Genomic DNA, 26,931 nt, shown 5'->3' with positions numbered 1-26,931 from the left:
TGGAATCGTGTTCTTGCCGGAACGTATTGATTACATTAGAGATTACCATCCACTATTTTTGTTTTCAGGCCTGCCTCGTGAATAACCCGGGATGAAAGGCCTCCCCATTTGCCAGCTGGCGTTCGTTTGTCAGGGTTAGTCGTGGCGATCTTCCCAGCCGGCACCGCCCACCAGGGGCACAAAGCGCACCTCGATAAGCGGCTCTTCGCAAAACTCGCTCTCAGAAACCCGTGTCACGCGGATCAGCGTCTGCTGTGTTTCAACAGAACCCACCGGAATTACCAAGCGCCCGCCTATCGCCAACTGTTGCTTAAGCGACTCGGGCACCTCGGGGCCGCCGGCCGTCACTACAATGGCGTCATAGGGCGCCTTTTCAGACCAGCCTAGGGTGCCATCGGTATGAATCACCTCAACGTTATCGTAGCCAAGTGCATTGAGCACTTGATGAGCGCTATCAGCCAGGCTCTGGTAGCGCTCAAGCGTCACCACCTCGTCACCAACTTCACCCAACACAGCAGCGGCATAGCCTGAGCCGGTGCCGACTTCAAGAAGGCGTCCGCCGCCAGTCAGCTGCAGTGCATCCACCATGTAAGCCACGATGTAGGGCTGGGAGATAGACTGATGCTCGCTGATCGGCAGCGGTGCATCTTCATAGGCGTACGCGCGCATATTGGGCGGCAAAAAAGCTTCCCGCGGCACCTTGCCCATGGCGTTGAGCACCACCGCTGAGGTAATACCGCGCACAGCGATCTGGCGCTCCACCATCATTTGGCGACGGCGTGCATAAGCTTGCTGCTCGCTTTCCTCTGCCATATCGCTTCCTCGTGTCCAAGTGGCTGAAAAGACGTGTTCAAGGTCGTCTTTTCAGTTTAGTACACCCAAACCGAGACCTTCCAAATAGACGATTGCTTGACGAGACCACAACGCTTTGAACCCTCCGACGATTCATTCACAGAAGTGAATCGCGGATTCCAATCACTCTCACGCACTTTGTGACCAAAGCGTGGACAGCGTTACCGGGGTTCTCGGCGTGCCGGTCGACTTCGGCGAACCGGCACGGGCGGTCGGCTTGCGCTGACGGCCCTGATAATACACATGGCCGCGTGCGGCGATGTTGTAGGCGGCATTAAGATCGGCGTGGTAGCGCTTGCCGCTTTGGAAAGTACATTGACTATAGTTGGCCGCGTCACGTTTTACTGGTCCCGAGCCATCGAAGGCTTGGCGTGACGTACCGCGTGCGTATACTAGTGCACTGCGCAGGCCCACTTCGGCCGCCTTGCTTTCGATCCGCCGCACCAGCATGCGATGAAACCAGCGGTGAAACCGCGCCTTCATCGGCGTGCGCTTTTTGCCTGCTTTGGGGCGCCAGCCTTTCAGGTCTTCCGCCACAATGGCGTGGCAGTGGTGATCTACCGCCAAGTCCACCAGGTGCCGACTGAGTTGGTGGGCCTGATGATCCGCCAGATGGGTCAGGCGTTGGTGATCGCGAGCACAAAAGCCCGGTGGTAACCGGCTGCCGTGGCGGGCCTGCTTCCGTGCCGCTTGGCGGATGCGGTTCATTAGCCGATACTCCCGGTCTTTATCCGTGCGCGAGATAAACCCGCGTGCGTGGACAGTGCCTTGAGCATCGACTACCGCCCAGGTGGCCGCCGTGTTAATGCCAACATCCACGGCTAACACCCGATCCGGTACGTCTTTGGCTGGCTTGGGCGGGTGGTACTGCTCGGGCAGTGAGAGCTTCCACTGCCGTCCGTTGAAGGTTAATAGAGGCGATTTAGCGACCCCTTTCCCCCGAAACCGGCATTTTCCTTTCAGCCGAAATCCCATCCAAATCCAGTCGTTGCGATGGCGCACCTTGACCCACGCATACGTGGCATCGTCGTTGAGCTTAATGCACTGGTTTTTGTAAAGGCTGGGGAAGGTTTGGGTGCTGGCCGTTAGCCGAGGTGGCTTGGCGTGCGGGTGCTTACGCTCACCCCGTTGCCAAGCGTCGTAACGGGTGACAAAGGAGCGTACTTGGCCCACCGCGTCCATGATGGCCACGCGGCGAAGGTACGACGGGAATTTGTAGTAGCGTCGGGGAAAATAATCGTAGCGTACAACAGGTCGATCTTTCGTTGGGTGCATCAAGCCTTCGACGACACTAATGACCTCGTTCTCCTGATAAATGCCCACGGCAGGCCAGTGGGCATAGGCCACTGTCATCAGATCGCGCACGAATCGCCGGTACAGCGCCAGCGTTTCCGCCAACGCCGCCTGTTGTTCGGCGCTTGTCACCTGAAGTGTCAGGGTGTCAGAACGAATAAAAGCCATCACTTAACTATATATTCATCCATAAAAAACAACAAGCAAGGCGATGGCCTTGCCCCGCCTTAACTGACGATTCATTCACAGAATTGAGTCGCAGAATGCGGCGGAACTGTGTTCAAACGGTCGACATGTTACCTTGACCGTCAATGAAGACACGAAACGATGCCATGTGACAGAAGGAGTCTTCTTGAAAACCGAGATTGCTCAATGGCCGTCGCATGGCCATACGCCCTGCCTGGAAAACGTGACCGCGGAGGTGGAATACCCTGCCCTGCGGGATATCGCTTGGCTGCTCCACACTCCCGATATCCTAGTGCTGCCCGGGATTTCCGGCCGACCCAGCTTAAAAGCGCTTGGGTGGGAATACGCGCATGCACTTGCCCACTGGCTAGCACGCCAGCGTCAGGCCGTTGAGACGTTTTCTTGGCATGCACTGCGGCATTCCCGGATGGGGCATTACCATGAGCGGCTATGGCACTACGTGCTCGACCATGCCCCCGATACGCGTCTGCTGGCGACTAACGTGCGTATTTTCCAGCGGCGCAATACACTGGGCGAGCTGGATATTCTCTACCGCACCCGCGTTGACCCCGCGCCCATTCACTTGGAAGTGGCGATCAAGTTCTACCTGGGGCTGCCCGATGGGCCGGGTGAAGAGGCGAGTTTAAGCCGCTGGATCGGGCCGGGCGGGTTAGATAGCTTGGCGCTCAAATGCCAGCACATTGCCCGCCACCAACTGCCCATCGCGCACACACCGCCTGCACAGCAAACGCTGGCGCACTGGCTCGCACCGCGTGACAGCGGCGAAGCACTGCCGCCTATTCGCTCGCAGCTCGCGCTGCCCGGCGTCCTTTTTTACCCTTGGCACGCGAGGCTTTCGCCCCCTAAGGGGGCAACGGCGGCGCATCGGCGTGGCCTTTGGTGCTACGTACATGACTGGCCGGCACTGGCTGTTGGTTTTCCACGCGATACGCTTGCCACGTGGTTGGAAAAGCCGCACTGGCTCGCGCCGCCGCCCTTAGCCAACTTTCAGCCGTTAGATGGCGTCATCACGCCGATTCTCGACCGCGTGATTGCCTACAACGCGCCGCAGCAGGCGATGCTTTACCACCCCCACCTCGGCCAAACCCAGCGCGTTTTCATCGTGCCCAGCGGTTGGCCGCGCCAGATTCCCTTGCCGCCGCGTTAGCGTTAACCAACCGCCTGGTCACACGGCTCATTACACAATGATTGGTTGCGCAATGACCGATGACACAATAACCGATCACACAATGACGAGGTTATCGCGATGGATTAGCTCGGGGGCTTCCATGTAGCCCAGGATGGCTTCGATTTGATGGCTCGGCTGGCCTGCGAGCTGGCGCGCCTCTTCGGCGCCGTAGTTCACCAGCCCCTTCGCTACCAATAAGCCTTGTTCGTCCACGCAGGTAACCATATCGCCACGACGAAAGCCGCCCTGCACCTCACGCACGCCCACCGCCAAAAGGCTTGAGCCTTTATCGCGCAGCACCTTCACCGCCCCGGCATCGAGAATCAGCGTACCGCGCACCTGCAGCTGCCCGGCCAGCCAGCGCTTACGCGCGGCGATGGGCGCCTGTTCAGGCCGCAAGAGTGTGCCCAACCGCTCGCCTGCCATTAGCCGGGTGAGCACCTCGGGTTGGCGGCCGCTGGCGATCACCGTCACCGCCCCGGAGCGCGCAGCTAACTGCGCCGCGCGGACTTTAGTGCTCATGCCGCCACGGCCTAGCGCCCCGCCGCTACCCGCCACTGCGGCCAAGCGCGGGTCATCGGCACGCCCTTCCGCGATCAATTGCGCGCTGGGGTTATGGCGTGGGTCAGCGTCAAACAGCCCTTCCTGGTCGGTCAGCAGAAACAGCGCATCGGCTTCGAGCAGATTGGCCACCAGTGCGCCGAGGGTATCGTTATCGCCAAAGCGAATCTCGTCGGTGACCACGGTATCGTTTTCATTGATCACCGGCACCACGCGCATTTCTACCAACGTACGCAACGCCGAGAGTGCGTTGAGGTAGCGCTTGCGATTGGAAAGGTCATCGTGGGTCAGCAGCACTTGCGCGGTGAGCATGCCGTGGCGAGCAAAATGCAGCTCGTAACACTGGGTCAACCCGTTCTGGCCCACCGCCGCGGCGGCTTGCAGTTCGTGCACAGCGCTCGGGCGAACTTGCCACCCCAAGCGCACCATGCCAGCCGCTACCGCCCCGGAGGAAACCAGCACGACCTCAATACCGCGCTGATGGAGCGCGGCGATCTGATCGACCCAGCGGCCAATGGCGGCGTCATCCAGCCCACGGCCATCGTTGGTTAACAGCGCGCTACCAATTTTCACCACCACACGCCGCGCACCGCTCAGCGTCTCGCGACCGAGTGCCTGCTCGCTCACATTACCTCTCCATCCATCGCTAACGCCGTCATTAAGGGGCGTACTCCACTTCGACGTCGTAATCATCGTCGTCAAAGTCGTCGTCATCTTCATCGCGGGGCTTACGTTTGCGCCCTAGCCGCGCCTCGGTACGCGCCACCGACTCGTCTTCCATGCGTCGGCGCATCTCTTGCTCGTGGGCGTGCGCCTCTTCGTCTTCGTTCTCCAGGCGCTGCTGCTCGGTCAACCAGCGATGGGCTGCCTGCACCAGGGCGTCGGTGCCCTCGTTGCTGATCGCCGAAATACGAAACACCGGGCCTTCCCAGTTCAGCGCGTCGATGATCCTTTGAGCGCGAGCCTCTCGCTCCTCTTCCGGCAGCAGATCGAACTTATTCAGCACCAGCCAGCGCGGGCGCTCGGCAAGCGCGGGCGAAAACTCCCCCAGCTCGTGGACGATAGCTTTGGCCGCTGCCACCGGGTCGGATTCGTCGAAGGGCGCCACATCGACCACGTGAAGCAACAGGCGCGTGCGGGTCAAATGCTTCAAAAAGCGCAGACCCAACCCGGCACCATCGGAGGCGCCTTCGATCAACCCCGGCACATCGGCCATCACGAAGTGCTCGTGCAGGCCGAGTTTCACCACACCGAGGTTGGGCACCAAGGTAGTGAACGGGTAGTTGGCGACCTTAGGCTTGGCCGCCGAGACCGAGCGGATCAGCGTCGACTTGCCCGCATTCGGCATCCCGAGCAGGCCGACATCGGCCATCACCTTCATTTCCAGGCGCAAGTTGCGGCGATCGCCCTCGGTGCCCGGCGTAGTGCGCCGCGGCGCTCGGTTGGTCGACGATTTAAAATGAATATTGCCTAAACCGCGACGACCGCCATCTGCCACGAGCACGACCTGACCAATCTCGGTGACATCGGCGATCACTTCGAGCGTGTCCTCGTCGATCACCGTGGTGCCGACCGGGACTTTCACGTGCAGGTCTTCACCTGCTTTGCCGCTCATCTGGCGTCCCATGCCCCCCTGGCCATTTTCGGCCTTATAGAAGCGCTGGTACTTGAAATCAATCAGCGTATTGAGCGCATCGTCACCAATCAGGTAAACGCTGCCACCGTGCCCGCCGTCGCCGCCATCCGGGCCGCCTTTGGGCACATACTTTTCGCGGCGAAAGCTCAGACAACCGTTGCCGCCTTTGCCGGCTTCAACGATGATGGAAGCTTCATCGACAAACTGCATGGAATCTTCTCCTGGCCGCTTCCGCCGCCAATAACTACAAAACGTCCATGGAGCGCGTTAAAACGGTGTACGCCAAAACACGCCCTACAGACAAAAAAGCCCCGCCATAGCGGGGCTTTTCTTTATTCGCCGCGAGTCTGCTTAGGCAGAAACGATGCTGACGAACTTACGGTTTTTCGGGCCTTTGGTTTCAAACTTCACCAACCCTTCGTCAAGCGCGAAGAGGGTGTGATCTTTACCAATGCCAACGCCAGTGCCCGCGTGAAACTTGGTGCCGCGCTGACGCACGATAATGTTGCCCGGGGTGGCCGCCTGGCCGCCGAACAGTTTCACACCAAGGCGTTTGGATTCGCTGTCGCGACCGTTACGCGTGGAGCCGGCTGCCTTTTTATGTGCCATTGCAAAATCCTCCTACTGGGGAATAAACCGCTTAAGCGGAAATTCCGGTAATTTTGACTTCGGTGAACCACTGACGGTGGCCCTGACGCTTCATGCTGTGCTTACGACGACGGAACTTGATGATGGTCACTTTATCACCACGACCGTGATCGACGATTTCCGCCGATACTTTAGCGCCCTCGACAAGCGGTGCGCCAACGGTGACGTCATCGTCGTTACCGACTAACAGCACTTCATCAAACTCAATCGTTTCGCCGGTAGCGACTTCGATTTTCTCAAGCTTGAGCGTCTGACCTTCTTCAACGCGGTACTGCTTACCACCGCTTTTGATTACTGCGAACATGTCTCTCTCCAGGACGGATCACTGTTGCCATACCACCGCGTTCACGGCAATGACGGCGCTCATCGGCTTGGCTCTTGGTCGACCTGCGGCGAGTGGCGCCCCTTTCGGCAGCCATCTGACAGGGAGCATGATGAGCGGGTCGCGGATTATAGCGAGTTTGTGGCATTACCACAACTATTGCCACACTTGCGCTGCCGTGCCTTGACGCCCAACAGGCGGCCCCATAGCATGACATCAACTTTATCAGGCGGCCTTGCCGTCTCCACCTGCCGCGATGAACGGATTAATGACTGCAAACGCCTCTTCACCCCCACCTGCCAGCACCTCACCTTTACCGCTGCATACCGTGGTGGCGGATGACTTTAACGCCGTTAACCGCACTATTGTCGAGCAACTCGACTCTAGAGTGCCACTGGTAGCCACCATCAGCCAGTACATCATCGAAAGCGGCGGCAAGCGCCTACGCCCGCTTCTTGTGCTCCTTGCCGCGCGCGCGCTCAACTATGACGGTGACAAGCACATCACCTTGGCGACCCTGATCGAGTTCATGCACACCTCAACACTATTACATGATGACGTGGTGGATGAGTCACACCTGCGGCGCGGCAAAAAAACCGCCAACGACAGCTGGGGGAATGCACCGTCTGTATTAGTGGGCGATTTTCTTTACTCGCGCTCCTTTCAAATGATGGTAAATGTGGGCTCTATGCGCATCATGGCGATTCTTTCGGCCGCCACCTGCGTCATTGCCGAAGGCGAAGTGCAACAACTGACCAATATCGGCAACCCGGATATCTCTGAGGCGGACTATTTTGACACCATCCAAGGCAAAACCGCGATGCTGTTTGAGGCGTCTTCCCACAGCGGCGCCGTGCTGGCCGAGGCTTCACCCGAACAGGAGCGCGCCCTGCAATATTACGGGCGCTATCTGGGCCTCGCCTTCCAACTGATTGATGATCTTCTCGACTACCAAGGCGACGCTAACGCCATGGGCAAAAACGTGGGGGATGATCTGACCGAAGGCAAACCCACGCTGCCGCTAATTCACGCCATGGAGAAAGGCACCCCCGAACAGGCCAAGCTGATTCGCCAAGCCATTCGCAAAGGTGGGTTAGAGCAACTGGATGCGGTAATGGAGATCGTTAACGCCACCGGCGCCTTAACCTATACCCGCGCGCGCGCCGAAGAAATGGCCGATAAAGCCCTCGCTCAACTCGACGTTTTGCCAGCAAGCCCCTACCGGGACACCATGGCCAAACTCGCCCGCCTCGCGGTGGAGCGAAATACCTGACACATAGGCAAACCACAGCTAGAATTTTGCCAATAGTTCTTGAAAAGCATTCAACGGGTGCGTATCATCCGCACTCGTTGAATGGTAAAGCCTTCAACTCTCGGAATATAGCTCAGCTTGGTAGAGCGCTGCCTTCGGGAGGCAGAGGTCGTAGGTTCGAATCCTGCTATTCCGACCAAAGAATTCAATAAAAACGGCCACTTAGCTAATACAGCAAGTGGCCGTTTTTTCATTTCAAGACTTTTAGGTAGCAAATAGGTAGCAGTCGTCAGAAAGTCGCTTGCGAGGTTTCAGCCGGAAGGTAAGCGCTCGTCGCCTTACTTGGCGGCTGATCGCTTCTCAAGTAACGCGTTGATCTCCGCGTCTAGTTCTTCCATGGTCATGTGTGAAAATGGGCTTTCTTCCTGAGATGTTTCGCTATCTAGCCCAAAAGCCTGCCTTTCTAGCCGAATGCACTTACCTAGTGAATCTACCCCTGAATTAAGCGTTCGCGCGAAGTCAGCGACGTTGTCTGCCGTCACGTCTATGCTTTCCAGAGTGGTAGCGAGTTTGTTACCGAGGCTTTTCCAGCGGCCGATTGCCTGCCTATGTCCAGTGATAACACGGACGTTGGTATCAGCGGCAGATTCAACCAGTGCCTGGTCATCGTCTGGAAGATGCGTACCATTTTGCGTACTTTCGCTGCGTACTAGTTTGGCGTGGGTGGCGGTTTTAACGTGCTGGCTCAAGTCGCGTTGCCAGCCTTCAGTGCGAGCACGTTTTCGAATCGCGCCTTCGGTAACAGCGTGCTTGGTGGCGAGTGCCCGAACGCTGTGCTGACCGGTGCGGTAATCTGCGTTAATAGTTTCCCAGTCGTACTTGCTCATATGGCGATCCTCACGGATGGCTAAAACCCTATAATACCTTTGTTCTGTTCAGTTATCAGTTACAAGACGGCGCTATCCGGCGTTATGCGCTCTTGTGACGTTACTTCTGACCACTGTATTTCAACAACCTTAGCAACTAGCAAGCACAATACTTTTGAAATTAGAGTGCTAAAGAACACGAAATAGATCCACCAAAAGCAAGGCGAGTCTTCTCAACTTGGCAAAACAAAAGATGGTGGGTCACCACGGAAAATCCCAACGAGTCCGAAATCATAATGCGATTTAGAACTAAAGCATGTTTCAAATGTGATAGCTCAAAAGATGTTCTCTACCGGTGTCGGTACGGGAAACTAACTGATTGGGTATTTCTTTGCAGTAAGTGTCTGGTTGAAGTCAAAACGGTTTATGAGAGTTCTTATCAATATGGTGGGACCTGGAAGAGTAAGAAGAAGTAAATTTAGTCCAACGATCCTATGGAAGGTGTCTGAATCTGCGATGGCGACGCCAATACTTTCCCTGTCACCGCCAACGCGCATTTTTTAAACACTGGGTTAGGATCACAGTACCCATTGGTCAAGCCTTTGGAGAAAATGAAAGTTCAGGGCTGTGCCTCCTGTAGCGCTCCCACCCACGCTTCTAACGTTTGTTCTTCCAGCATTTCCTTAGCTTCCGGGTCCTGCGTTGGCTTGATTGTCGGGTACGACTGAATCATCCAACTAATTTCGTCCACCATCGGCATTGCCTCGGCCATTTCCTGTGGCGTTGTTAGCCCCTGGCTGGCGATTGCGTCCCCTAACCCCGGTGCTCGCTCCAGTATCATTCGCGCGCTGCCCACCCCGGCTTCCTCGTCCTCTGCGAGTGCTAGCTGGTACACCTTGTTGATTAGAAAGTTCATCAGCAGCGGTGCGTCCATTTGGGATTGGGTTGGGCTGACGGCTACCATCAACACTTCCTGAACGGGGGATGGCTCGTTGGGCGGCATCCATATTGCGATTAAATTACTCATCTTGACTTTCTCCTTAGCTGTTAACTGAATACCGATCGGTATCTCGCCCTGCTAGCAGCTTGAGTATCAACAGCGCAAACTGCTTGCCGGTCTCTTCGTTTTCAAGTACCGGCATGGTGAGCTTTTCATGGTCGCTCATAGCATCAATTACCGCATCGGTGACGCGCTTGGGAAATAGCCCATGCATCACCTGATTTTCATCATGGTTCTGAATTTGCGCCATCACCGCGTCATCGCGCTCAATGCGGTCGGCAATGCCGTTAGCAAAGTGCAATTTGTCTTCGTCGCTGATATCGGCGCCATAAAGATCGTTTAAGCGGTCGATGATCTCATTGAGCCGCTGGGTTTCCGGGTCATAGGGCTTGCCAGAGCCAACGTCAGAGATAGGCTTCAACCCGTACTCGCCTTCGCTCTCTTCCAGCGAAAGGCGCTGTTCGGCGCGCTTAGTGAGGCGGTAGCTGTCCAGTTCAAGCTCACTGACGTCGAGGGGGTCTTCCTCCATTAAGCGGTCAACGCGCAGCAGCGGGTGAAGGTGTTTGGCGAATACGCAAAGCTGTTCTAGCTCGGCGTCATCGAAATGAATAATTTGGCTCAGAAACTCGTAGGTACGCACGAAGCTTTGCAAGTTTTTGCGGAAGAGGTCGAGCTCATCGCGGGTCTTACCGGCGTCTTCCAACTCTTGCTCGGCGCGTTTAACGCCCTTCTCATCGCCTTGGCGTTCCGCCTGGCGGCGCTCTTCTTTCCAGGTGTCTTGCTGCTCCAGAATCGCCTCATAGCGCTTTTTGAAGCGTTCCTGGGCGGGCTGGCAATAGTAAGTTAGCCGTGAAGCCGGCGCCTTGGGGTCGAAAAAAGCGGTGGCAAAGGCTTCAACCTCGGGCCAGTGGTAAATGCCGCTGGCGTCCAGGGTGCGCTTGAGGTCATACACCACTTGCGGGTCGGAAACGTCCGCTAGCTCGGCCTTGCGGTAGTACGGCGCGAAGGCGTCGAGAATGTCCTCGGGGTCGTTGTAGAAATCGAGGATAAACGTCTGCTTGCCGGGAAATAGCCGGTTGAGCCGCGAGAGTGTTTGTACGCAGTCCACGCCTTGCAGCTTTTTATCCACGTACATGGCGCACAGCTTGGGCTGGTCAAAGCCGGTCTGGTACTTGTTAGCGGCAATCATCACGTTGAAGTCGTCGGTGTCCAACGCTTGCGCTAAATCGCGCCCCCGCACGCCAGGGTTGAGCAGTTGGCTAGACTCGCTAACCTCTTCGGGAATTACCTCATCGGGCGGCACGGTGCCGGAGAACGCCACAAGCGGGTGAACATCGTCGTAGCCTTTGTCTTCCACATACTCACGCATCGCGAGCTGATAGCGCACCGCCTCTTGGCGGCTGGCGGTGACCACCATGGCTTTGGCCTGCCCATCCAGCAGATACCGCACATTGGCGCGGAAATGCTCGACAATCACTTCGACGCGCTGGGCGATGTTGTAAGGGTGTAGACGCACCCATTTCGCCAGTGTGCGAGACGCCTTTTTGGCATCCACTTCGTGGTCTTCATCGTCCGGGTGGGCGAGCTTCCAGGCGGTGCTGTAAGTCACGTAGTTGCGCAACACATCGAGGATAAAGCCCTCTTCGATCGCTTGGCGCATGGAGTAGAGGTGAAACGGCTCGGGCTTGTTGTCGGCGCTGGGTGGCAGGCTCGGGTCCGGCACGCGGCCAAAGAGTTCCAGCGTTTTGGCTTTGGGCGTGGCGGTAAAGGCGTAGTAGCTGATTTGTTCATTGGGGCGGCGTGACGACACAGCTGCATCCAACATCACTTCGGCACTAATCTCTTCATCGCTATCTGCGTTCTCACCCGCAGCGGCCAACAAGGCTTTTAGCTTGGTAGCGGAACTGCCAGTTTGTGAGGAGTGTGCTTCATCGGCGATCACCGCGTAGCGACCTTGGGCAAGCACTGGGCGCTTGTCCAAGGCATCAAACAGCGCTGGGAAGGTCTGAATGGTGACGATGATAATGCGGGTATTGCTCGCCAACGCTTCGGCCAGCTGTTCGGATTTGCTCTGGTTGCCGACATCACGGGTAATCGGACACACCACGCCGTGGGCGTGCTCGAACTGATAAATGGTGTCTTGGAGCTGGCTATCGAGCACCGTGCGGTCGGTGACCACAATCACCGAGTTGAAGCGCTTTTGCTGGCCGCCTTCGTCGTAAAGATTCGCCAGCTGATGAGCGAGCCACGCAATGGAGTTAGATTTACCCGAGCCCGCACTGTGCTGCACCAAATAGCGCTGCCCGGCCTCTTCCGCCTGGGTGGTCTCGATCAGTTGGTTAACCACTTCCCACTGGTGATAACGGGGAAAGATCAGCGTTTCTTTCGTTTTGCGCCGCCCGTGGAAATCTTCGGTGGTTTTCTGCTCCAAGTGCAAAAAGCGCCCAAGAATTTTCAGCCAAGCATCCAGCGCGAAGACCTGCTCCCACAAGTAAGCCGTGGCGTAACGGTTTTCATCTTCCGGTGGTGGGTTACCGGCACCGCCGCCTTCAGTGCCACGGTTAAACGGCAGAAAGAAGGTGTCTTTTTCAGCAAGCTTGGTAGCCATGGCCACTTCGGCCTGGCTGACGGCGAAATGCACCAGCGCACCGCGCTTGAATGCCAGTAGTGGCTCGACTTTACGGGTAATGGAGTCTTTGAGTGGACGGTCATTGCGGTATTGGCGCTTAGCATTTTCCACCGACTGCTTGAACTCGCTTTTCAGCTCCAGCGTCGCGGTGGGGATGCCGTTAACGAACAGCACCAAGTCCAGACGTGGGTTATAGCTTTGGCTGCCCTGGCCTTTTTCTCGGGCATGGGGCGAGTAGGAGACTTCCGGCACCACGCGCAAGCGGTTCGCGCGATAGCGGGAAAGCGCTTCAGGGTTCATGCCGTGGTCGGGTTTAAAGCTACATAGATCAAACGCCACCCCGGGCACTTTGAAGCCATGGCGCAGCACGTCCAACGTGCCCGCCCGCTCCAGTTCGCGCACCACCTTCTGCACGAATACTTGCTCAGAGGCTTGGGGGTTGGCTTTGCAAAACTTCTCCCAACGCTCGGGCCAGGCCTCTTTTACATAGCCGAGTAAATCTTCGGTATAGAGCGCCGTGGTGCGGTCGTAGCCGCTAGCCGCGCCGGTCTTCCAGCCCCCGGCCACCATAGCGTCGATGATGTCTTGCTGGAACTGAGCTTCCTTGCTGTCGGCCATATAGAATCCTTACATGCTTTGAGAGTCTGCTTGCCTATGACGGTCACAATGGCTTTTCAGTGAATCGCCACCCGTCGTGCGTAATTGGGTATAAGTGCTGACTAATGGCACATGATAACCCGCCGCATCCCGCAACTCTGAAGGACTAACACTGCGCTCAAGCCGATAAAATGGCGATAACGTCACGAAATGCTCTTGATGATGATCCTCAGGTGCGTGTGGCGGTGCCTTTAAAGAAGGCGTTTCTGACTGGCATTTACCGTAAGCAACCACTCCATGCCCACTATAGTAGAGAAATACCCAATCCCCTTTCTCGATATTATCTATCTTGTTTTTCCAGGGGGTATAAAAGGCAGCGGCGCGCCCCTCGTTCAGCATATAGTGATGCGAAATGGGATCATTGCTGTGATTGGTATTGACTAGGTGATAACGCATTGGGCGATCCTCGTGGGGATCGTCTTCTTGTCCAAATGCATTGATATCCAAGAAAGGTTGCCCGTTAATCTCGTAAACCCGATATATCCAGGCACGAATGTTAATTCCTTTGCTATTCCAATATTTAATCGCTTTTCGCGTCGCGTAGTCGAGTCCATTAGTGATGACGACCAACACTTGATCATGGTTCCAGGAAGCTCTTTCTAGAGGATTTGAAAGCCCGAAGACCTCTTGATGAACTTCGCTTAGCTTTCCTTCTGACTTATTCAGCTTTTGATATAGCTTGTTGAGATGCTCGTACCCCCACTGGCTGGAAATTTGGGCATAGCGCATGACCTGTAAAAGGTTTTCAGAGTGTGCCTCCCAGCGCTTCAACTCAAAAATAAAAAGCCGCCCGCTAGCATCTACGGCAGTAATATCAGCTTCTTCACCTCTAGTGGCTTGCTGGATAGGGAGCAACTCATCCGTGCGCAAAACCGAATCTAAATGGTGGAAAATCCACCGCTGCAAGTCAGCTTCTTTGTAATGGGAAGATAACGATTGAAGCGTCGTAGCATTATGACGTTCGAGATATCCGGTCTCGTCATCGTTTTGAATGCGATAGAGCATTTGCTGTCCTTTTGGCTCGTGATCCTTAACTTAGGGCGGCATTCACCTGCTGATCTTGCCATTCACCGTATGTCTTCCGACTGTTTTTTTCTATCCAAACCGTTCGGCCATTGGCAGGGCGGCCAGAAACTACCGCCGCAGCGGCGCTAGGGCTTGAAAATGCGTGATCGCGAGAAAAACTCATGCTCCCTGTCGCATCAGTTACTAACACGCCTTCTTCCGTCAGTTGTTCGTAGAGAGGCTTATAGCTCGCGTAGTCAGTCTTGCTGGCCCAACATTCGCGAGCTTTGCTGCCTGCCAGCACGATAAACTCACCGTCAACTTCCTGTGCCCACGCGGTGATTTTGTACTTGGGTATGTTCATTTCAAAGGTGGTGATGGGCACTGGTGGAGCAGGCTGTGCTTTACTTTGTGTTAATGGGGTTTGACGCTGACGAAGGAAATCCAACCCAAGCACCGGCAGTACAGTGCGGATCTGCTCGACAAAAAACGCCATATCAGCGCGGTCGGATTCCGGCAGGTTGATGTATTCGTGGGCGGTGCCGTTGACCAACTTGCAGCGGCCAAGCTCGCCTGCTGACTGAATCAGTAGGCTTTCCAGGTATTTCACATGGGCTTTGGTGAGGTTCTGGTCCTTGCTGGTGACCAGGCAGACCTTTTCCCAGAAATCCTTTCCGCCTTTGTCTTCTGGCCGGTTGTGCTGTTTGAGGCGGGTGCCCACATCATCGCTTTCACCGATGTACACCTGCGGGCGCGGGCTGCCTTCCAGGTCAGGCCCCACTAGAAAGTAGATACCGGTACGGCCACACTCGGGGCGCTGTACTAGCTCTGTCAGCTTAGTACGCGGACCGGTGAGCACATGGCCTGTCCAGTTCATGATCTCGGCGGTGAGCAAGCCGTTAGGCGTGCCATCTACCAGAAACAACCGGATGCTGCGTCCTTGCGTCATACCGCCTCCTGTTGGCTCACCTCTTGAATTATCGAGTCCTCCGGCGGTTGCCAGCCACGCACGTCAATTTTGCCGGTCACAGCGGCGGATATCAGGGCTGAGCGGCGTTCATACAACAACTCAACTGTAGAATTCGCAGAGTGAATAAGTTCATCGAATGCGGTCGACTCTTCATTCAAAAACTGCGCAATGATGGATTGCTCACTTCTAGCGGGGACGACTATAAAGTAATTCTTTATGGTGGAGACATTAACATGTGGGGAAGTGGCGCCAACAACATCCACACTTCCTTGTCGATATACATTATTGGAATTTAGCTGCCACATAAGAAACTCAGAGCACATCACATGGGAAGGGATAAACTGCATCATCCTTTGCCCAAGGCAATATATACCGCTTTCCGGCACTAGGGCAGCATGCCCCCATCTCTCACCTTCTCTACCATAAACAATATCGCCACAGCCAAGAACAGATCTTCTTGTCCTAACCCTGTATTGTTCTACGTTAAGCCGGTACATGAGGCGCGGGTCCAGAACTCCATGCTCCAGATCCGCTGTTCTTATAACCAAAAAATCACCATCAGGATCATATACTGGCGTTTCATGTGGACAGTCAATTATTTGGTTCGTAACATGCTTCAGCCTTGAAACCTCCCAATGCACCGGCACTTCCCCCAGCCACTCCACCCCGGAATCTTTCATCGGCACATCGGGATCGAGCCCTTTGGTGACGGCATGGGAAATCACCGCCTGGCGTTTTTCCTTGAGAAGCTCGACCAGGCGCTGCTGCTCGTCCACCAAGGCGTCGATGCGAGCCGTTTCGTGGTCGAGAAAAGAAGCAATGGCATCTTGTTCATAACGGGAAGGAATAAGCACAGGAAATGACATCAGGTCATCCCTGCTCATTTGTAGCGAATTTGGGCGTATTCCAGTCAGGTATTTGGTATAGCCTTTGACATAGCTCTCACTTCTCATCAGGTGATGAATGAATCTTTTATTTAGATGGCTATTTATCCAATAGCTACGGTACGCTGGGCTCACGTGACCCTCGTAGTTTGAGACCCCTAGCCCTGCATAATTAAGCCACATAGTGTTTACAACAAGTTGGCTCGGACGAACAATGCGATACCCTGAGAGTTCAGAGTCCGTTCTTTTTTTATTTTCGTCTTCATATTTCTTAACTTCAATACCTCTGTATCCAGATACAGATAGCATCTCTCCGACGACTTCATCTTCGATCTTTTCTCCACTTTCTTGAAATAAGTAGCGGAACTTTTTAAGTCCCCAATGTGCTGGCACTTCAGCAAGCCACTCAACGCCGGAGTCCTTGTATTCGGGATAGGCGGGATAGCTCATGCCGACAGCTCCTCGATCATTTGCTTGATCTTGTCGGTGCAGGCTTTGAGGTCGGCGTCAATTTCCTCCAGCGGGCGCGGCGGTGTGAACTGGTAGAAGTGGCGGTTAAACGGGATCTCGAAACCGACGATGCCGATGCGGCCATCAAGCTCGTCGCGCTTCTCCTCGTCAATCCAGGCATCCGGCACGTGGGGTATTACTTCGCGCTCGAAGTACTCAAACACCGACTCGTCGTAGGGCACGTTCTCGTTATCGCGCAGGCCGGTGTCCGGCTCGGGGTTGCCGTGCTTGTCCAGGCAAATGTCTGCTTCGTCTGATCTCTTGCCAACATATTTTTCAATCAACTTTAAATGTAATGCCGAAAATTCACCTTTTTTCGCATGTTCTCGCATCTTATCTTTGAGCTGACCCCTAAATACTTCTCGGTTTAGGATCGGGCCATGATCGCGGCAGTAGCCAGCCATACCTAAGAGTACGTTCAACACTCCCCATTGGACATGCTCAGGCCAACTGATGAATTTCTTATCTTCTTTAAGTTGCTCTATACCTAGCTCACACGTTTCATCAAACCTGAATCTCAGAGGCCGCTCGACGGTAATCCGCCGATAGCCAAAGGTTTCTATCGGGAAGATTTTGCTCTCATCGTTTTCTTCAAAGGCGCCGTAAAGCCGCACGACATCATCAATATCGCGGTCGGTGATGTACTGGCGCTTGCTGCCCAGCGACTTGCGCATCTTGCTTGCGCGGTCCGTGGCGTTGATCAGCTGCACCTTGCCCTTGCGCTTTGCGGGCTTGTCGTTGGAGAGCACCCACACATAGGTGGCAATGCCGGTGTTGTAGAACATATCCGTGGGCAGGCCGATGATGGCGTCCACCAGGTCATGCTGCAGCAGATAGCGGCGAATCTCGGACTCCCCACTGCCCGCGCCGCCGGTAAACAGCGGCGAGCCGTTGAGGATGATGCCAATGCGAGAGCCCCCGTCCTGGCGAGTGCGCATCTTGGCGACCAGGTGCATCAAAAACAACAGCGAGCCATCGGAGACCCGCGGCAAACCAGGGCCAAAACGGCCATCGTAACCGCGATGTTTGTGTTCATCGGTGACTTGCTTTTGTACCTTCTTCCACTCGACCCCAAACGGCGGATTGGACAGCATGTAATCAAAGCGCTCACCCGCCAGCTGGTCATCGGAGAGCGTGTTGCCTAGCTTAATCTGCTCGACCTCTTGCCCTTTGACCAACATATCGCCCTTACAGATGGCGTAGGACTCGGGGTTAAGTTCCTGCCCGTGCAGCGAGACGGTCACGTTCTGGCTGACCTGCTGAATATACTCGTCGCTCTCGGAAAGAAAGCCGCCCGTACCCGCCGTTGGGTCATACACGGTCACGATGCTATTGGGCTTGAGCTTGGCTTCTTGGCCGGTCAGCACCAGTGAAGTCGTCAGGTGAACGATATCGCGGGGTGTGAAGTGCTCCCCGGCGGTCTCGTTGGAGCTTTCGGCAAACTTACGAATCAACTCTTCAAAGATGCCGCCCATGCCGTGGTTGGTAACACGCGCCGGGCTTAGGTCAATCGCCGCAAACTGCTGCACCACCTTGTAAAGCAAGTCATTGGCGCTGAGCTGCTGAACAAAGCTTTCGAACTCGAAGTGCTCGAAGATCTCGCGGGCACTCTGGCTAAACGACTGCACATAGCTCATCAGGTCGTCGCTGGTCTGGGTATCGGATAGCGAACCCAGCGCCAGCGGTGACGCATTGAAAAACGGCTGATCGGCGGCGCGTAGCAGTAGCTTTTCGCGGACTGCCTCGGGCTTGTTCTGATGGATTTCAGCGGCTTTTATCACCTCGGCCTTGGTGGGCGCCAATACACATTCCAAGCGACGCAGCAGCGTAAACGGCAAGATGATACGGCCGTACTGAGATTGCTTGAAATCGCCGCGCAGAAGGTCCGCGACCGACCAGATAAAGGCAGCAAGCTGCGAGTGACTCTCCGTGTTCACGGTGCATCTCCGGGTCTAAGTGCAATGAGTAATGTATGGAACCATCATACACAGCCTGGCGGACTTGATCAGTGGGGAGAAGATTAAAGGCGATGTTTGGGGTCATGTAAGTAGCACCCCGGCAAGCTACCAGAGCGCTATTTATTCCTGCCATCTGTAGATGAATGGATGGGATGGTTACCCAACGGGCGGTAGTTGGTTATTGTCGAGTAGGCTGTTCACCAGCCATTGCAGTCGTACCAGGCGCACGCGAATCAGCGCGGCAAGCGTGCCCGGTGGTAGTTGCTGCTCGATAGTCTCCAACATCGCAGCGGCGCCCATTAGCGTGTGGTGATTGGGGTTGGATTGCAGCGCCAGCGATACGGTATGTGCGCTCTCTGCCGCGTTGGCGTTGATACTGCGCAGGCTGGCCGATAACCGGCGTGCTTCGATAGTGGCTTCACTTTGCATGGCGGCTCTCCTGGCTAATCCGGGCCTCTGCTACCACACGCTGCCAGTAAAGGCGTTGGTGGGCGCGGTGACACTTGCGGCAGTACAGATCACGCTGATTTACATCGGGGTTCAGGGCGCGATGGTGGCAGGTATCTAGATGGATCATGCCGCAAAGACTGTTACCGCCTCCGAAGTAGTGCGCCTTGCCTCTCAGGTGCGGTGGGCCTGCAAACCAGCCCACTAGCCAAGTGCTTTGATTGCTCATGCGATTACCTCCACGTCTTGATAACGCGGCCAGCGAGCACTGACTGACGCGGCAGTTTCCGCTTTAGTGCGCGCCATCGGGCTTACTACCGTCATGCGCTTATCGCCAATGCGCACCGTCCAGGCGCGGCGCCGTTCATCAAACGTGAAGTGGTGATGATTGGCAGCGCTGAGTTCTGTTAGCAGTTCGGCTTTATGTTGCTTGATCCAGTCGCGTACCGCCGGGGTGATGTTTTCTTTCGGCCAAACGCGAAGGCGGTTCTCCTCCCGGAGTTCCGCTTCGAGTTCATGCTGCTTGAGGTAGTCGATAGCGGCCATGCTCAAAACTCCTCAAACGCATCAGCGGCTAAAGATTTTTCCGGAACTAATGTCCTGCATGTCCTAATGTCCTGCTTGTTTCGGTCATCATCCAGGACTTCAGGACTTGCAGGACTTCGATTCCAAGACTTTCTTTGATGGGGGGTGCCGATTTGCCATTTCACACTGCCACCAATCTTGCCGAGACACTTACACTCAATACCGAGTTGGCGCAGGGCGGGGGCAGCACGACGTAACGCATCGCCCATGCCTTTGTCGGATCGTGGCCAGGTATCACAGCCTTGAGGGCGGTAGTTCTCCATCAGTGCGCGCCACTGCTTGGCGGTCTTTTCCTGCACTTCGCCGGGGTACGTTTCAGCCCAATCACGAATGGCTGTTGCGACGGGTGAGGCGTCTAACGTTCGCTCAAGACCATCTTGGCGGGCTTCCTTGAACTGCTTGGTGAATGTGCTTGGTTCTTCGCCCATCGCTTTGGCAACGGCCATACCGAGGTAGGCAAACTCCACTAGGCGCGGGCGCTCATTGGCAGGAAGTGTCATCTCAGGCAGATAAGTAAGCGCCTTAGCCGCAATGTCGAGTAAAGCACCGAGGATGCTGGCGCGGTCAGTCTCGAAGCGCGTTTCCAGATCATCCTTACTCTGTGCATCCGTTAGCACGGGCAGTTCTACTGTGATCGTGCGACTCACCAAATCTTGCTGGGTAACGCTTGCCACAATGCCGTTAAGCATGACGGGGCGCTTGAGCGTTATCACGGTTTCATCGGCGTCGGAGTACAGCTTGCGCTTGGCGAAACCGCCACCCGTGGCCACCACGCATAAGGCATCCTGTAGCTGGGGCGTTAGGTGACTGACGTTCTCAATCGAAATGATGTGGTTAGCGCCACCGCTGACGAAAACATCTTCCGCTGACTTCGGTACACTGCGGAGGTCGGCGGCGTTTGGGTCGATCAATCGGCGCAGTAGCGTTTGAAGAAGTGATTTTCCGCTGCCCTGTTCCCCGAGTATTTCTGCTATCGGATAAGGCGTATCCGGGCGCAGGCACTCCACCAGCCAGGCCACGGTTAGCAAACGCCACTTTCCCGGCAGCTTGACGATAGCCCAAAGCGGATCAAGGCTTCCGCCTTTTACTGGCTCGGGTAGCGGGTGCGCACTTTCAGAGCGGCAGAACATGACATTACCCGGATGCTCCACTATCTCCCAATGACCAGGGCGCAGTTTTACCGCTTTACTGCTAGTTGATTCTCCCAGGTCAAGCCAATACTCGCCGTCCATTTTGGCCACACGGATATGAACATCGCGCTCCTCCGTCATGGCTAGCCCTTCGAGCGTCATACGGGCCTCGCGTAGCGATTGGTCGCGCACCGCCTTCTCATGCGCCTGATAGAACGCAGCGGTCAGCCAATGCTTAAATGCCTTACCGCCAATACGGCGGACTACGCCACTCTCCCGATGACGGGCATAGGTTTCGTCGTTAGTGTCGTGAAAAAGCTCAGCGTGTTGTTGCACAAACGCCACGATAAGGTCGGTCTGCGCCTGCTTGTCGCCACCGTCGCTATCATCCCCGTTGTTTACGGCATCCTCTCTGCTTTGCAGTCTCCGCTCGGGTATCTCCCGTGGCAATGCTGCCTGCCAGGCGCTAGCCAGTGTGGCGTCAATTTCCCCCTGTGATAAACCGGCACCCGCCCCCGCGCGCTCAAGGCATTGTCGTGCATCAGCCTCTGGCAAATGGCCTGCTTTCACCAAACCAAACACGCCATGCGCCTCTCGGTTAAGCGTATCGTTGCGACTGCCATCAGCGGCACCCACAACAGTACTGGTAGCGCTCTCTAACGCGCGTTGTGCGTAGGGGTGAGCGTCCAACTGCGGCGCTTGTGTGGCGTGCTGGGCGCGCTCGATGGGTATATGCGTCGCTAATGCCTGCTTGATCGCGCCAGCGCTAGTGCGCGCATCGCTGTGAAGGAGGTGCGTGAAAAACGGCGTGCCCTTGCGGTGGATGAAGCCAGGTAGACGCATAACGCGCGGTAAGTCTTTCACCGTCGGATCGGTGCCAAGTGCCGTGATAAGCGCCTTTTGCAGCGTGGTGAAGTCGCTTAGCTTCAGGTCATCCGCCAGCCAATAGGCGTGATGTTTGCCCGGTGACGATTCGACAAACAGCGTGGGCAGCAGACCAAGCGCGCCCTGTATCGCCGCCAGTCGGGTGGTGGCTTTGCCTTCGGTGTCGAAGTCAGCGAATACGCCGCGCGAATCCGTGACGTTTTCCGCCTTGCGGCCTTGGCCATCGGTGGCGTTGATAGTGACGAATACACCAGCACCTTGGCTGTTCAGGCGGTATAGTGCCTGCCAGTGCTGCGCTAGCGTGCCGTGATATTGGCGCACCAGATCGCGGCTTTTGCGCGCTTCGTCATCGTCGAACGTCTGGAAGGTGAAAGTGCCGCCGGGTGCCAGTTGCTCAAGAAACGCGGCGGCCTGCTCGAAGTCAGGTTCCAGCGTGGTAGAATGGTTGCGTTCTGATTTAAGACTGACGACTGCCCGGCTCTGCGCCGGGCTTTTTTGTGCCATTGGAAAGGCCATGGTTTCACTCCTCAGCCTCACGGCTGTGGTTTTTGGTAGGTGCTTTTTTCAGCCGATTAATCGCATTAGCCAACAGAAACGCAATCTCAAACATCATCGCCCTCCTCTGGCGTCTTGCGCAGGAAACCCGCACATTCTTCTAGAGTTCCGAGCACGATGCCGATGACAGTTAGCAGACCGTGGTAACAGTCGGTCGATGTCATGATGCCGCCCTCCGTGCCACGTTGACCTCGGCAGTGCTGCCGTAAGCATCAGCATCAGCCAGCCAGTCAAGCACATCCTTGAGCCGGTATCGCACGTTGCGGCCGCGCTTCACAAAACGCGGGGCGGGGCGACCGAGCAAGGAGCCAGTGGTGCGGGCCTTGCGTGCCGTTGCCGGCTGGGCGGGTATAAGATGGGGGAATACAGCGGCCTCAGGCAGCTCGATAAGCGCCGGATCGAGGCCGTTGCGGTAGCGGGTCAGTGCGTTGGCGAGAATGTCGCCTGGGTCTTGTGTCTTGGTGGGCATTGAAGCGTCTCCGCGTTGCTGGTTGACGCTTCAATAGTGGCAGCCGGAATATCCGTTACGCTTACTACTCGTTCGTTTCGTTTCTCCAATCTAACCTTTTGCGCCATTCCCGTATTGTCTTTGGTGTGACTCCAACACGCTTGGCAACAATGCTGGCCAGTCCGCGCTCAGGCCTTCCTCCTGACCGAAGCTCATCCCATACACGCTTAGCGTATGCGACGCGCTGAGCTGTCTCAGCCTGCTTTATATCAGCACTAGCTTTGCCGCCCTGCTGGCGTTTCAAATTGGCATGCAGCATCTTGATCTCAGCTTCAAGCGCCCGACTATGACGGATGTGGCTCGGCATTGTCAGCTTCCCATAAAGGTAGCCCAGCATAAGAAGAAACTGCCCTTGGCTCATCGGCTCTAGCTGCTCATCAGGTACGTTCTCCCAAAGTTGGCGCACCATGTTTAAGCACATATCGGCGGAGTATTCTGACGCGGTAGAGTCATAGCCATTAGATATTGGTAACTGCCTCAGCTCATAGGCCATTTGCAGCAGCATCTCTTTACCATGAATGACACCACCATCTTCGCTTGTCATAGCCAAGTGATCGGCCATCTCTTTCTTGTTATGGCCATCCTTGATTGCACCTGCAATAAGCCCTCGGCTTTGCTCTTTGCGTTGAACATTAGCAGGAATATCAAGCCCAAAGGGCTGCCTATCATCAGGCATAGCGCTACTCCTCGCACTTACTCCATGAAAGGATGGCTGGCCAGCGCGATGGAACGAGCCGTGCGTTCAGGAGCTACCCTAGGCCAACCAAAAAAAGTCAGGCTCGTAAATCAGCGCCAGTCTTATCGAACCAGGCTCAGATGAACATCGCCCTCGGTTGTGTCAGTTCTGTCAGCACCCTGGCTGGCGGTTTGCCGAGCGAATACCTCGACGGCATCGCGGGAGTGATTCGGCCGCAGGTGGGCATAGTGCTGAATCGTGGTCTGGATGTCGGAGTGCGCCATCAGTTTGGAAACCGTCAGCAAGTCGATACCTGCCATAACAAGCTGAGAAGCGAAGTTGTGCCGGAGGCTGTACAGCACCAGATCATCGGGCAGCCCTGCCAACTTGCGAATGGTCGCCCACGGCTTTTGCATCGCCGTCTGGCTCATGCGCTTGCCGTTGCGCTGCGACGGGAATACCAGCCCCGTTTTCGGCTCGCCCTGCTGTCGATGCCACTCCTTGAGCACGTCCACGGCGGCGGCGGATAACGGAAAGGTCATCGGTTCGGAGTGGTGATGCGCCGTCTTTTCGATCACCTTGCGGATAGTACGGAAGTCCAGGTTGACGTGATCCCAGCGCAGACCGAACAGATCGCCCGGCCGAAAGCCGGTGTAGTACATCGTCAGAGTCCAGGGCGCGACGTGATCGACGTAGGCAACGTCGTCCAGGCTCGGCAGGTACGCCTTGCCGTGAGCCCGGCTGCTGCGACGCTGCTTTCTCTTAGCCTCTTGGTACGCCTCGATACCAGCAAATAGCGCTTCGACCTCCTCGGCCTCAAGATAGCGCCGCTGAGACGCCTGCTCAACCATCGCCTCCTCGGTCATGGCTGGCCGTTGCAGATTGATACGCGCCAGAGGGTTAGTGAGTATCACCTTGCGGTCGGCAGCGTGCGCGAGCATCGTCTTGAGCGCGCCAAGGTGGCGCTTGCTGGTGGTATACGCTTCGCCTTTGGCTTCTCGCTCGCCCTGCCAGCGCTCAATATCAGCGCGGGTGAGATCGCTCATGGGTTTGCTGAGCCAGCCATCAAAAGCATGCTTGATGCGGCGCATGGTGGCGTCGCCGTCTTTCTTTCGCCGCTGAGCCACAGCATAAGGGCCATCCAGATAAGCGAGTATGGTCTGCTGCTGCTGTCGCTCCTCCTCAGCCCTCGCCTGCTCCATCACGGCACGCGGATCGCCGCCTTGGGCAACGATAGCCAGCGCTTCGTTTGCATCCTTGCGCGCCTGGGCGGCCGTAAGGGTGCCGTAGCGGCCGAGAGTGAGAATACGCTGGCGCCCGGTCTTGGTGCGGTAGAAAAGACGGAAGGTCAGTCCGCGCTTACCCGGTCGAACATGAAAACCAGGTAGTTCGGTGTCGAACACATTGTCGGCCGGGGGCGTCTTGGAAAGCTGCTCAAGCACCTTGGTTGTAAGCTTTTGCTTGCTGCTCACTGCCATACCGGACTCCTTTTCTAGGTAGCAAATAGGTAGCAAAAGCAGGATACAACGGGCATAAGCGGGCAACAAGCAGCAAACGGCTTGCATTAAACAAGCTATTGTTTTTGCTGTTATAGTTAGCGTTTTTTGTTTCTTTTAGTTTCTACTGAAATATGGGGGAAACGCCTTCGGGAGGCAGAGGTCGTAGGTTCGAATCCTGCTATTCCGACCAAAGAATTCACTAAAAACGGCCACTTAGCTAACACAGCAAGTGGCCGTTTTTTGTTATGCGATAACCAATTTTTCATCAGTCATCAGCGCTACTTACTGAGCCAGTAGACACTTTATAGATAGACACCCACAAAAAAAGCCGCCCCTTGGGGCGGCTTTTTAATGTTCTTTAACGCTTTTATTTAAAGCGTTTTGTGGTGCCGACACCAGGAGTCGAACCCGGGACCTACTGATTACAAGTCAGTTGCTCTACCAACTGAGCTATGTCGGCGACACAAGACGTTAGCAATGGCTGGGGTACCAGGATTCGAACCTGGGAATGCCGCTACCAAAAAGCGGTGCCTTACCACTTGGCGATACCCCAACAACGTGGTGGCCAGAGACGGAATCGAACCGCCGACACAGGGATTTTCAATCCCTTGCTCTACCAACTGAGCTATCTGGCCGCTGCCAACGGTGCGTATTAAACTAAAAACGCCAGGTTTCGTCAACACCTTTGTGAAACATTCTTTCCTTCACGCCATTTATGGACTATGCGATAGCGCTCAGCCCAGCACTCCCTTTCGCCATGGCGATTATGCCTGGGTCGGCGGCACATACCCTTCCGCTTGGTCGGTGTCTTGGTTGTCCAAGAACCGCTCCATCTGCTCCATCAGGTAGGCGCGCGCATCGGGGTCGAGCATGTTGAGATGCTTTTCGTTAATCAAGCGCGTTTGTAGCGCTTGCCACTCTTCCCAGGCCGGTTTGGAAACCGTGGCTTGGATCTCTTGGCCTTTGGCCCCCGGCAGCGGCGGAAACGGCAGGGCTTCTAGCTCTTTTTGGTACTTACGGCAGAATACCGTGTTGCTCATCGTACTCTCCTTCATAGATGCGAGTCGTAAAGGCCCAGCCTACGCGTGCCCTGGCGCATTCTCCAGGGCAAACGTGCGTGCCTCGGCTTGCGCTTGACTCAGTAAGCGCTTTACCGGCGCGGCCAACCCCAGCTCAGGCGGATCGTTGAGGTCGTACCACACGCCTTTTTCGCACACGCCCGAAAGCGTTGAGCAAACCACCGGCTGCGGCGTGATTTCCAGACGAAAGTGGCTAAACGTGTGGGTGAATACAGGCCGCGCTGGTTCGCGCTTGGGGGCGACGGTATGCGTGTCGATCCAATCATCTAACGCCTGTTGGGTATCGAATTGCGGCAAACTCCATAATCCACCCCACAAACCGCTGGGTGGGCGCTGTTCCAACCAGACGCAGCCCTTGGCATCTTGCAATAAAAGCATAAGCGTTTGCCGCGTGGGGAGCGCTTTTTTGGGTTTGGATTCCGGGTAGCGCTGCACCTCGTCCCGGGAAAGTGCCAGACAGACATCGCTGAATGGGCATACATTACACGCGGGCTGACCGCGTTTGCACAGTGTGGCGCCGAAATCCATCATCGCCTGGGTGTAGTCGGCGAGGCGCGCGTTAGGTGTGTAGTAATCGGCCAGTGCCCAAAGCTTGCGCTCTACAGAAGGCTGACTCGGCCAGCCAGGAACGGCGTGCAAGCGTGTCAACGAGCGCTTGACGTTGCCATCCAGAATGACGGCGCGCTCGCCGCAGCTTTGGGCAATAATCGCCCCAGCGGTGGAGCGACCAATACCCGGCAGCGCCATGAGCGCTTCCACACTTTCTAGCGGCAGCTCGCCGCCGTGTTCAGAGAGGGCAACTTGCGCCGCCTTATGCAAGTTACGCGCCCGGGCGTAATACCCAAGCCCTGTCCACAAGTGCAACACCTCATCCTGCGGGGCATGAGCAAGCGCTTCAAGCGTCGGGAATCGCGACATAAAGCGGTTAAAGTAATCCATGACCGTGGTGACTTGGGTTTGCTGCAACATGATTTCGGATACCCACACACGGTAGGGCGTGCGCGGGGCCTGCCAGGGCAAATTATGGCGACCGTGCTGATCAAACCAAGCGAAAAGCCGCGTTTGAAACTCCCCCGGCGAGAGCCGTGGCGGCGGCATTGGGTCTTTTACGGGATGACCTTTTGCGTCTTCAGGCATACATGGCTGACC

At 56.0% G+C, this 26,931-nt stretch carries 24 protein-coding genes and 4 tRNA genes; 3 read left to right on the top strand and 25 right to left on the bottom strand.

Features of this window, described 5'->3' with window-relative positions:
* Positions 1-135: 135 nt before the first annotated feature.
* Positions 136-813 (bottom strand): protein-L-isoaspartate(D-aspartate) O-methyltransferase, encoded by a 678-nt coding sequence (locus tag QC823_RS13485; RefSeq protein WP_309656872.1) that lies wholly within the window; start codon positions 811-813, stop codon positions 136-138.
* Positions 814-981: 168 nt separating this feature from the next.
* Entirely contained in the window at positions 982-2,313 is a 1,332-nt protein-coding gene (locus tag QC823_RS13480) for an IS200/IS605 family accessory protein TnpB-related protein (protein WP_309656871.1), read from the bottom strand.
* A 184-nt stretch (positions 2,314-2,497) separates the two neighbouring features.
* Between QC823_RS13480 and QC823_RS13475 the strand changes: the two genes are divergently transcribed.
* Positions 2,498-3,499, top strand: coding sequence for a DUF1853 family protein (locus tag QC823_RS13475; RefSeq protein WP_309656870.1), 1,002 nt, complete (start codon positions 2,498-2,500; stop codon positions 3,497-3,499).
* Between the two features lie 75 nt (positions 3,500-3,574).
* Here QC823_RS13475 and proB read toward each other — a convergent pair whose 3' ends face one another.
* From proB to rplU, 4 genes are all read right to left on the bottom strand, one after another.
* Complete coding sequence (proB, locus tag QC823_RS13470) at positions 3,575-4,708, bottom strand: glutamate 5-kinase (protein ID WP_309656869.1); 1,134 nt, start codon at positions 4,706-4,708, stop codon at positions 3,575-3,577.
* A gap of 31 nt (positions 4,709-4,739) precedes the next feature.
* Positions 4,740-5,927 carry an Obg family GTPase CgtA gene (cgtA, locus tag QC823_RS13465; RefSeq protein WP_309656868.1) on the bottom strand — a complete coding sequence of 396 codons (1,188 nt, stop codon included), beginning with the start codon at positions 5,925-5,927 and terminating at the stop codon, positions 4,740-4,742.
* Positions 5,928-6,068: 141 nt separating this feature from the next.
* A complete protein-coding gene (gene rpmA / locus QC823_RS13460; protein WP_179929827.1) occupies positions 6,069-6,326 on the bottom strand; it encodes a 50S ribosomal protein L27 in 258 nt (85 codons plus the stop codon).
* A gap of 31 nt (positions 6,327-6,357) precedes the next feature.
* Entirely contained in the window at positions 6,358-6,669 is a 312-nt protein-coding gene (gene rplU, locus QC823_RS13455; protein WP_309656867.1) for a 50S ribosomal protein L21, read from the bottom strand.
* Between the two features lie 286 nt (positions 6,670-6,955).
* Between rplU and ispB the strand changes: the two genes are divergently transcribed.
* Both ispB and QC823_RS13445 read left to right on the top strand, forming a co-directional pair.
* On the top strand, positions 6,956-7,960 hold the full coding sequence (gene ispB / locus QC823_RS13450) for an octaprenyl diphosphate synthase (RefSeq protein WP_309656866.1): 1,005 nt from the start codon (positions 6,956-6,958) through the stop codon (positions 7,958-7,960).
* Between the two features lie 101 nt (positions 7,961-8,061).
* A tRNA-Pro gene (locus tag QC823_RS13445) sits at positions 8,062-8,138 on the top strand.
* 139 nt (positions 8,139-8,277) lie between these two features.
* Here the strand turns inward: QC823_RS13445 and QC823_RS13440 are convergent.
* From QC823_RS13440 to mutY, 19 genes are all read right to left on the bottom strand, one after another.
* Positions 8,278-8,826, bottom strand: coding sequence for a hypothetical protein (locus QC823_RS13440; protein ID WP_309656865.1), 549 nt, complete (start codon positions 8,824-8,826; stop codon positions 8,278-8,280).
* A gap of 598 nt (positions 8,827-9,424) precedes the next feature.
* Positions 9,425-9,832 carry a hypothetical protein gene (locus tag QC823_RS13435; protein ID WP_309656864.1) on the bottom strand — a complete coding sequence of 136 codons (408 nt, stop codon included), beginning with the start codon at positions 9,830-9,832 and terminating at the stop codon, positions 9,425-9,427.
* A 13-nt stretch (positions 9,833-9,845) separates the two neighbouring features.
* Complete coding sequence (locus QC823_RS13430; protein ID WP_309656863.1) at positions 9,846-13,052, bottom strand: type I restriction endonuclease subunit R; 3,207 nt, start codon at positions 13,050-13,052, stop codon at positions 9,846-9,848.
* Between the two features lie 9 nt (positions 13,053-13,061).
* Positions 13,062-14,096 (bottom strand): hypothetical protein, encoded by a 1,035-nt coding sequence (locus tag QC823_RS13425; protein WP_309656862.1) that lies wholly within the window; start codon positions 14,094-14,096, stop codon positions 13,062-13,064.
* Between the two features lie 25 nt (positions 14,097-14,121).
* Positions 14,122-15,045 carry a GIY-YIG nuclease family protein gene (locus QC823_RS13420; protein ID WP_309656861.1) on the bottom strand — a complete coding sequence of 308 codons (924 nt, stop codon included), beginning with the start codon at positions 15,043-15,045 and terminating at the stop codon, positions 14,122-14,124.
* A complete protein-coding gene (locus QC823_RS13415) occupies positions 15,042-16,400 on the bottom strand; it encodes a restriction endonuclease subunit S (RefSeq protein ID WP_309656860.1) in 1,359 nt (452 codons plus the stop codon). Before QC823_RS13415 ends, QC823_RS13420 begins: the two co-directional genes overlap by 4 nt.
* The gene (locus tag QC823_RS13410; protein WP_309656859.1) at positions 16,397-18,397 is read right to left on the bottom strand and encodes a type I restriction-modification system subunit M; all 2,001 of its coding nucleotides are present in this window, start codon (positions 18,395-18,397) and stop codon (positions 16,397-16,399) included. The genes QC823_RS13415 and QC823_RS13410 overlap by 4 nt, the downstream gene beginning before the upstream one ends.
* A 177-nt stretch (positions 18,398-18,574) precedes the next feature.
* Positions 18,575-18,847, bottom strand: a complete 273-nt coding sequence (locus QC823_RS13405) for a hypothetical protein (protein WP_309656858.1) — start codon at positions 18,845-18,847, stop codon at positions 18,575-18,577.
* The gene (locus QC823_RS13400; RefSeq protein WP_309656857.1) at positions 18,837-19,094 is read right to left on the bottom strand and encodes a hypothetical protein; all 258 of its coding nucleotides are present in this window, start codon (positions 19,092-19,094) and stop codon (positions 18,837-18,839) included. The genes QC823_RS13405 and QC823_RS13400 overlap by 11 nt, the downstream gene beginning before the upstream one ends.
* On the bottom strand, positions 19,091-19,411 hold the full coding sequence (locus tag QC823_RS13395; RefSeq protein WP_309656856.1) for a hypothetical protein: 321 nt from the start codon (positions 19,409-19,411) through the stop codon (positions 19,091-19,093). The genes QC823_RS13400 and QC823_RS13395 overlap by 4 nt, the downstream gene beginning before the upstream one ends.
* Before the next feature lie 2 nt (positions 19,412-19,413).
* Positions 19,414-21,981, bottom strand: a complete 2,568-nt coding sequence (locus QC823_RS13390; RefSeq protein WP_309656855.1) for a DNA-primase RepB domain-containing protein — start codon at positions 21,979-21,981, stop codon at positions 19,414-19,416.
* Between the two features lie 199 nt (positions 21,982-22,180).
* A complete protein-coding gene (locus QC823_RS13385) occupies positions 22,181-22,489 on the bottom strand; it encodes a hypothetical protein (protein ID WP_309656854.1) in 309 nt (102 codons plus the stop codon).
* Positions 22,490-22,553: 64 nt separating this feature from the next.
* Complete coding sequence (locus tag QC823_RS13380; RefSeq protein ID WP_309656853.1) at positions 22,554-23,204, bottom strand: hypothetical protein; 651 nt, start codon at positions 23,202-23,204, stop codon at positions 22,554-22,556.
* Between the two features lie 122 nt (positions 23,205-23,326).
* The gene (locus tag QC823_RS13375) at positions 23,327-24,682 is read right to left on the bottom strand and encodes a tyrosine-type recombinase/integrase (RefSeq protein WP_309656852.1); all 1,356 of its coding nucleotides are present in this window, start codon (positions 24,680-24,682) and stop codon (positions 23,327-23,329) included.
* Positions 24,683-25,087: 405 nt separating this feature from the next.
* A tRNA-Thr gene (locus QC823_RS13370) sits at positions 25,088-25,163 on the bottom strand.
* A gap of 18 nt (positions 25,164-25,181) precedes the next feature.
* Positions 25,182-25,256, bottom strand: a tRNA-Gln gene (locus QC823_RS13365).
* 6 nt (positions 25,257-25,262) lie between these two features.
* Positions 25,263-25,338, bottom strand: a tRNA-Phe gene (locus QC823_RS13360).
* A 129-nt stretch (positions 25,339-25,467) separates the two neighbouring features.
* Positions 25,468-25,743 (bottom strand): oxidative damage protection protein, encoded by a 276-nt coding sequence (locus QC823_RS13355; protein ID WP_309656851.1) that lies wholly within the window; start codon positions 25,741-25,743, stop codon positions 25,468-25,470.
* Positions 25,744-25,782: 39 nt separating this feature from the next.
* On the bottom strand, positions 25,783-26,880 hold the full coding sequence (mutY, locus tag QC823_RS13350; protein ID WP_309656874.1) for an A/G-specific adenine glycosylase: 1,098 nt from the start codon (positions 26,878-26,880) through the stop codon (positions 25,783-25,785).
* Positions 26,881-26,931: the final 51 nt, after the last annotated feature.

The organism is Vreelandella vilamensis (assembly GCF_031451755.1).
Taxonomy (GTDB): domain Bacteria; phylum Pseudomonadota; class Gammaproteobacteria; order Pseudomonadales; family Halomonadaceae; genus Vreelandella; species Vreelandella vilamensis.
The sequence above is the reverse complement of the archived record's forward strand: the minus strand, read 5'-3'. Positions and strand labels throughout refer to the sequence as shown.

Excerpts from the sequence above, each read along its gene's own strand:
- QC823_RS13405 (WP_309656858.1), bottom strand. The coding sequence starts at position 18,847 with ATGCAAAGTGAAGCCACTATCGAAGCACGCCGGTTATCGGCCAGCCTG.
- QC823_RS13390 (WP_309656855.1), bottom strand. The coding sequence starts at position 21,981 with ATGGCCTTTCCAATGGCACAAAAAAGCCCGGCGCAGAGCCGGGCAGTC.
- QC823_RS13435 (WP_309656864.1), bottom strand. The coding sequence starts at position 9,832 with ATGAGTAATTTAATCGCAATATGGATGCCGCCCAACGAGCCATCCCCC.
- QC823_RS13375 (WP_309656852.1), bottom strand. The coding sequence starts at position 24,682 with ATGGCAGTGAGCAGCAAGCAAAAGCTTACAACCAAGGTGCTTGAGCAG.
- QC823_RS13430 (WP_309656863.1), bottom strand. The coding sequence starts at position 13,052 with ATGGCCGACAGCAAGGAAGCTCAGTTCCAGCAAGACATCATCGACGCT.
- rpmA (WP_179929827.1), bottom strand. The coding sequence starts at position 6,326 with ATGGCACATAAAAAGGCAGCCGGCTCCACGCGTAACGGTCGCGACAGC.
- QC823_RS13395 (WP_309656856.1), bottom strand. The coding sequence starts at position 19,411 with ATGGCCGCTATCGACTACCTCAAGCAGCATGAACTCGAAGCGGAACTC.
- QC823_RS13480 (WP_309656871.1), bottom strand. The coding sequence starts at position 2,313 with ATGGCTTTTATTCGTTCTGACACCCTGACACTTCAGGTGACAAGCGCC.
- QC823_RS13400 (WP_309656857.1), bottom strand. The coding sequence starts at position 19,094 with ATGAGCAATCAAAGCACTTGGCTAGTGGGCTGGTTTGCAGGCCCACCG.
- cgtA (WP_309656868.1), bottom strand. The coding sequence starts at position 5,927 with ATGCAGTTTGTCGATGAAGCTTCCATCATCGTTGAAGCCGGCAAAGGC.
- ispB (WP_309656866.1), top strand. The coding sequence starts at position 6,956 with ATGACTGCAAACGCCTCTTCACCCCCACCTGCCAGCACCTCACCTTTA.
- QC823_RS13355 (WP_309656851.1), bottom strand. The coding sequence starts at position 25,743 with ATGAGCAACACGGTATTCTGCCGTAAGTACCAAAAAGAGCTAGAAGCC.
- QC823_RS13420 (WP_309656861.1), bottom strand. The coding sequence starts at position 15,045 with ATGACGCAAGGACGCAGCATCCGGTTGTTTCTGGTAGATGGCACGCCT.
- rplU (WP_309656867.1), bottom strand. The coding sequence starts at position 6,669 with ATGTTCGCAGTAATCAAAAGCGGTGGTAAGCAGTACCGCGTTGAAGAA.
- QC823_RS13440 (WP_309656865.1), bottom strand. The coding sequence starts at position 8,826 with ATGAGCAAGTACGACTGGGAAACTATTAACGCAGATTACCGCACCGGT.
- QC823_RS13380 (WP_309656853.1), bottom strand. The coding sequence starts at position 23,204 with ATGCCTGATGATAGGCAGCCCTTTGGGCTTGATATTCCTGCTAATGTT.
- QC823_RS13415 (WP_309656860.1), bottom strand. The coding sequence starts at position 16,400 with ATGAGCTATCCCGCCTATCCCGAATACAAGGACTCCGGCGTTGAGTGG.
- QC823_RS13485 (WP_309656872.1), bottom strand. The coding sequence starts at position 813 with ATGGCAGAGGAAAGCGAGCAGCAAGCTTATGCACGCCGTCGCCAAATG.
- mutY (WP_309656874.1), bottom strand. The coding sequence starts at position 26,880 with ATGCCGCCGCCACGGCTCTCGCCGGGGGAGTTTCAAACGCGGCTTTTC.
- QC823_RS13425 (WP_309656862.1), bottom strand. The coding sequence starts at position 14,096 with ATGCTCTATCGCATTCAAAACGATGACGAGACCGGATATCTCGAACGT.
- QC823_RS13385 (WP_309656854.1), bottom strand. The coding sequence starts at position 22,489 with ATGCCCACCAAGACACAAGACCCAGGCGACATTCTCGCCAACGCACTG.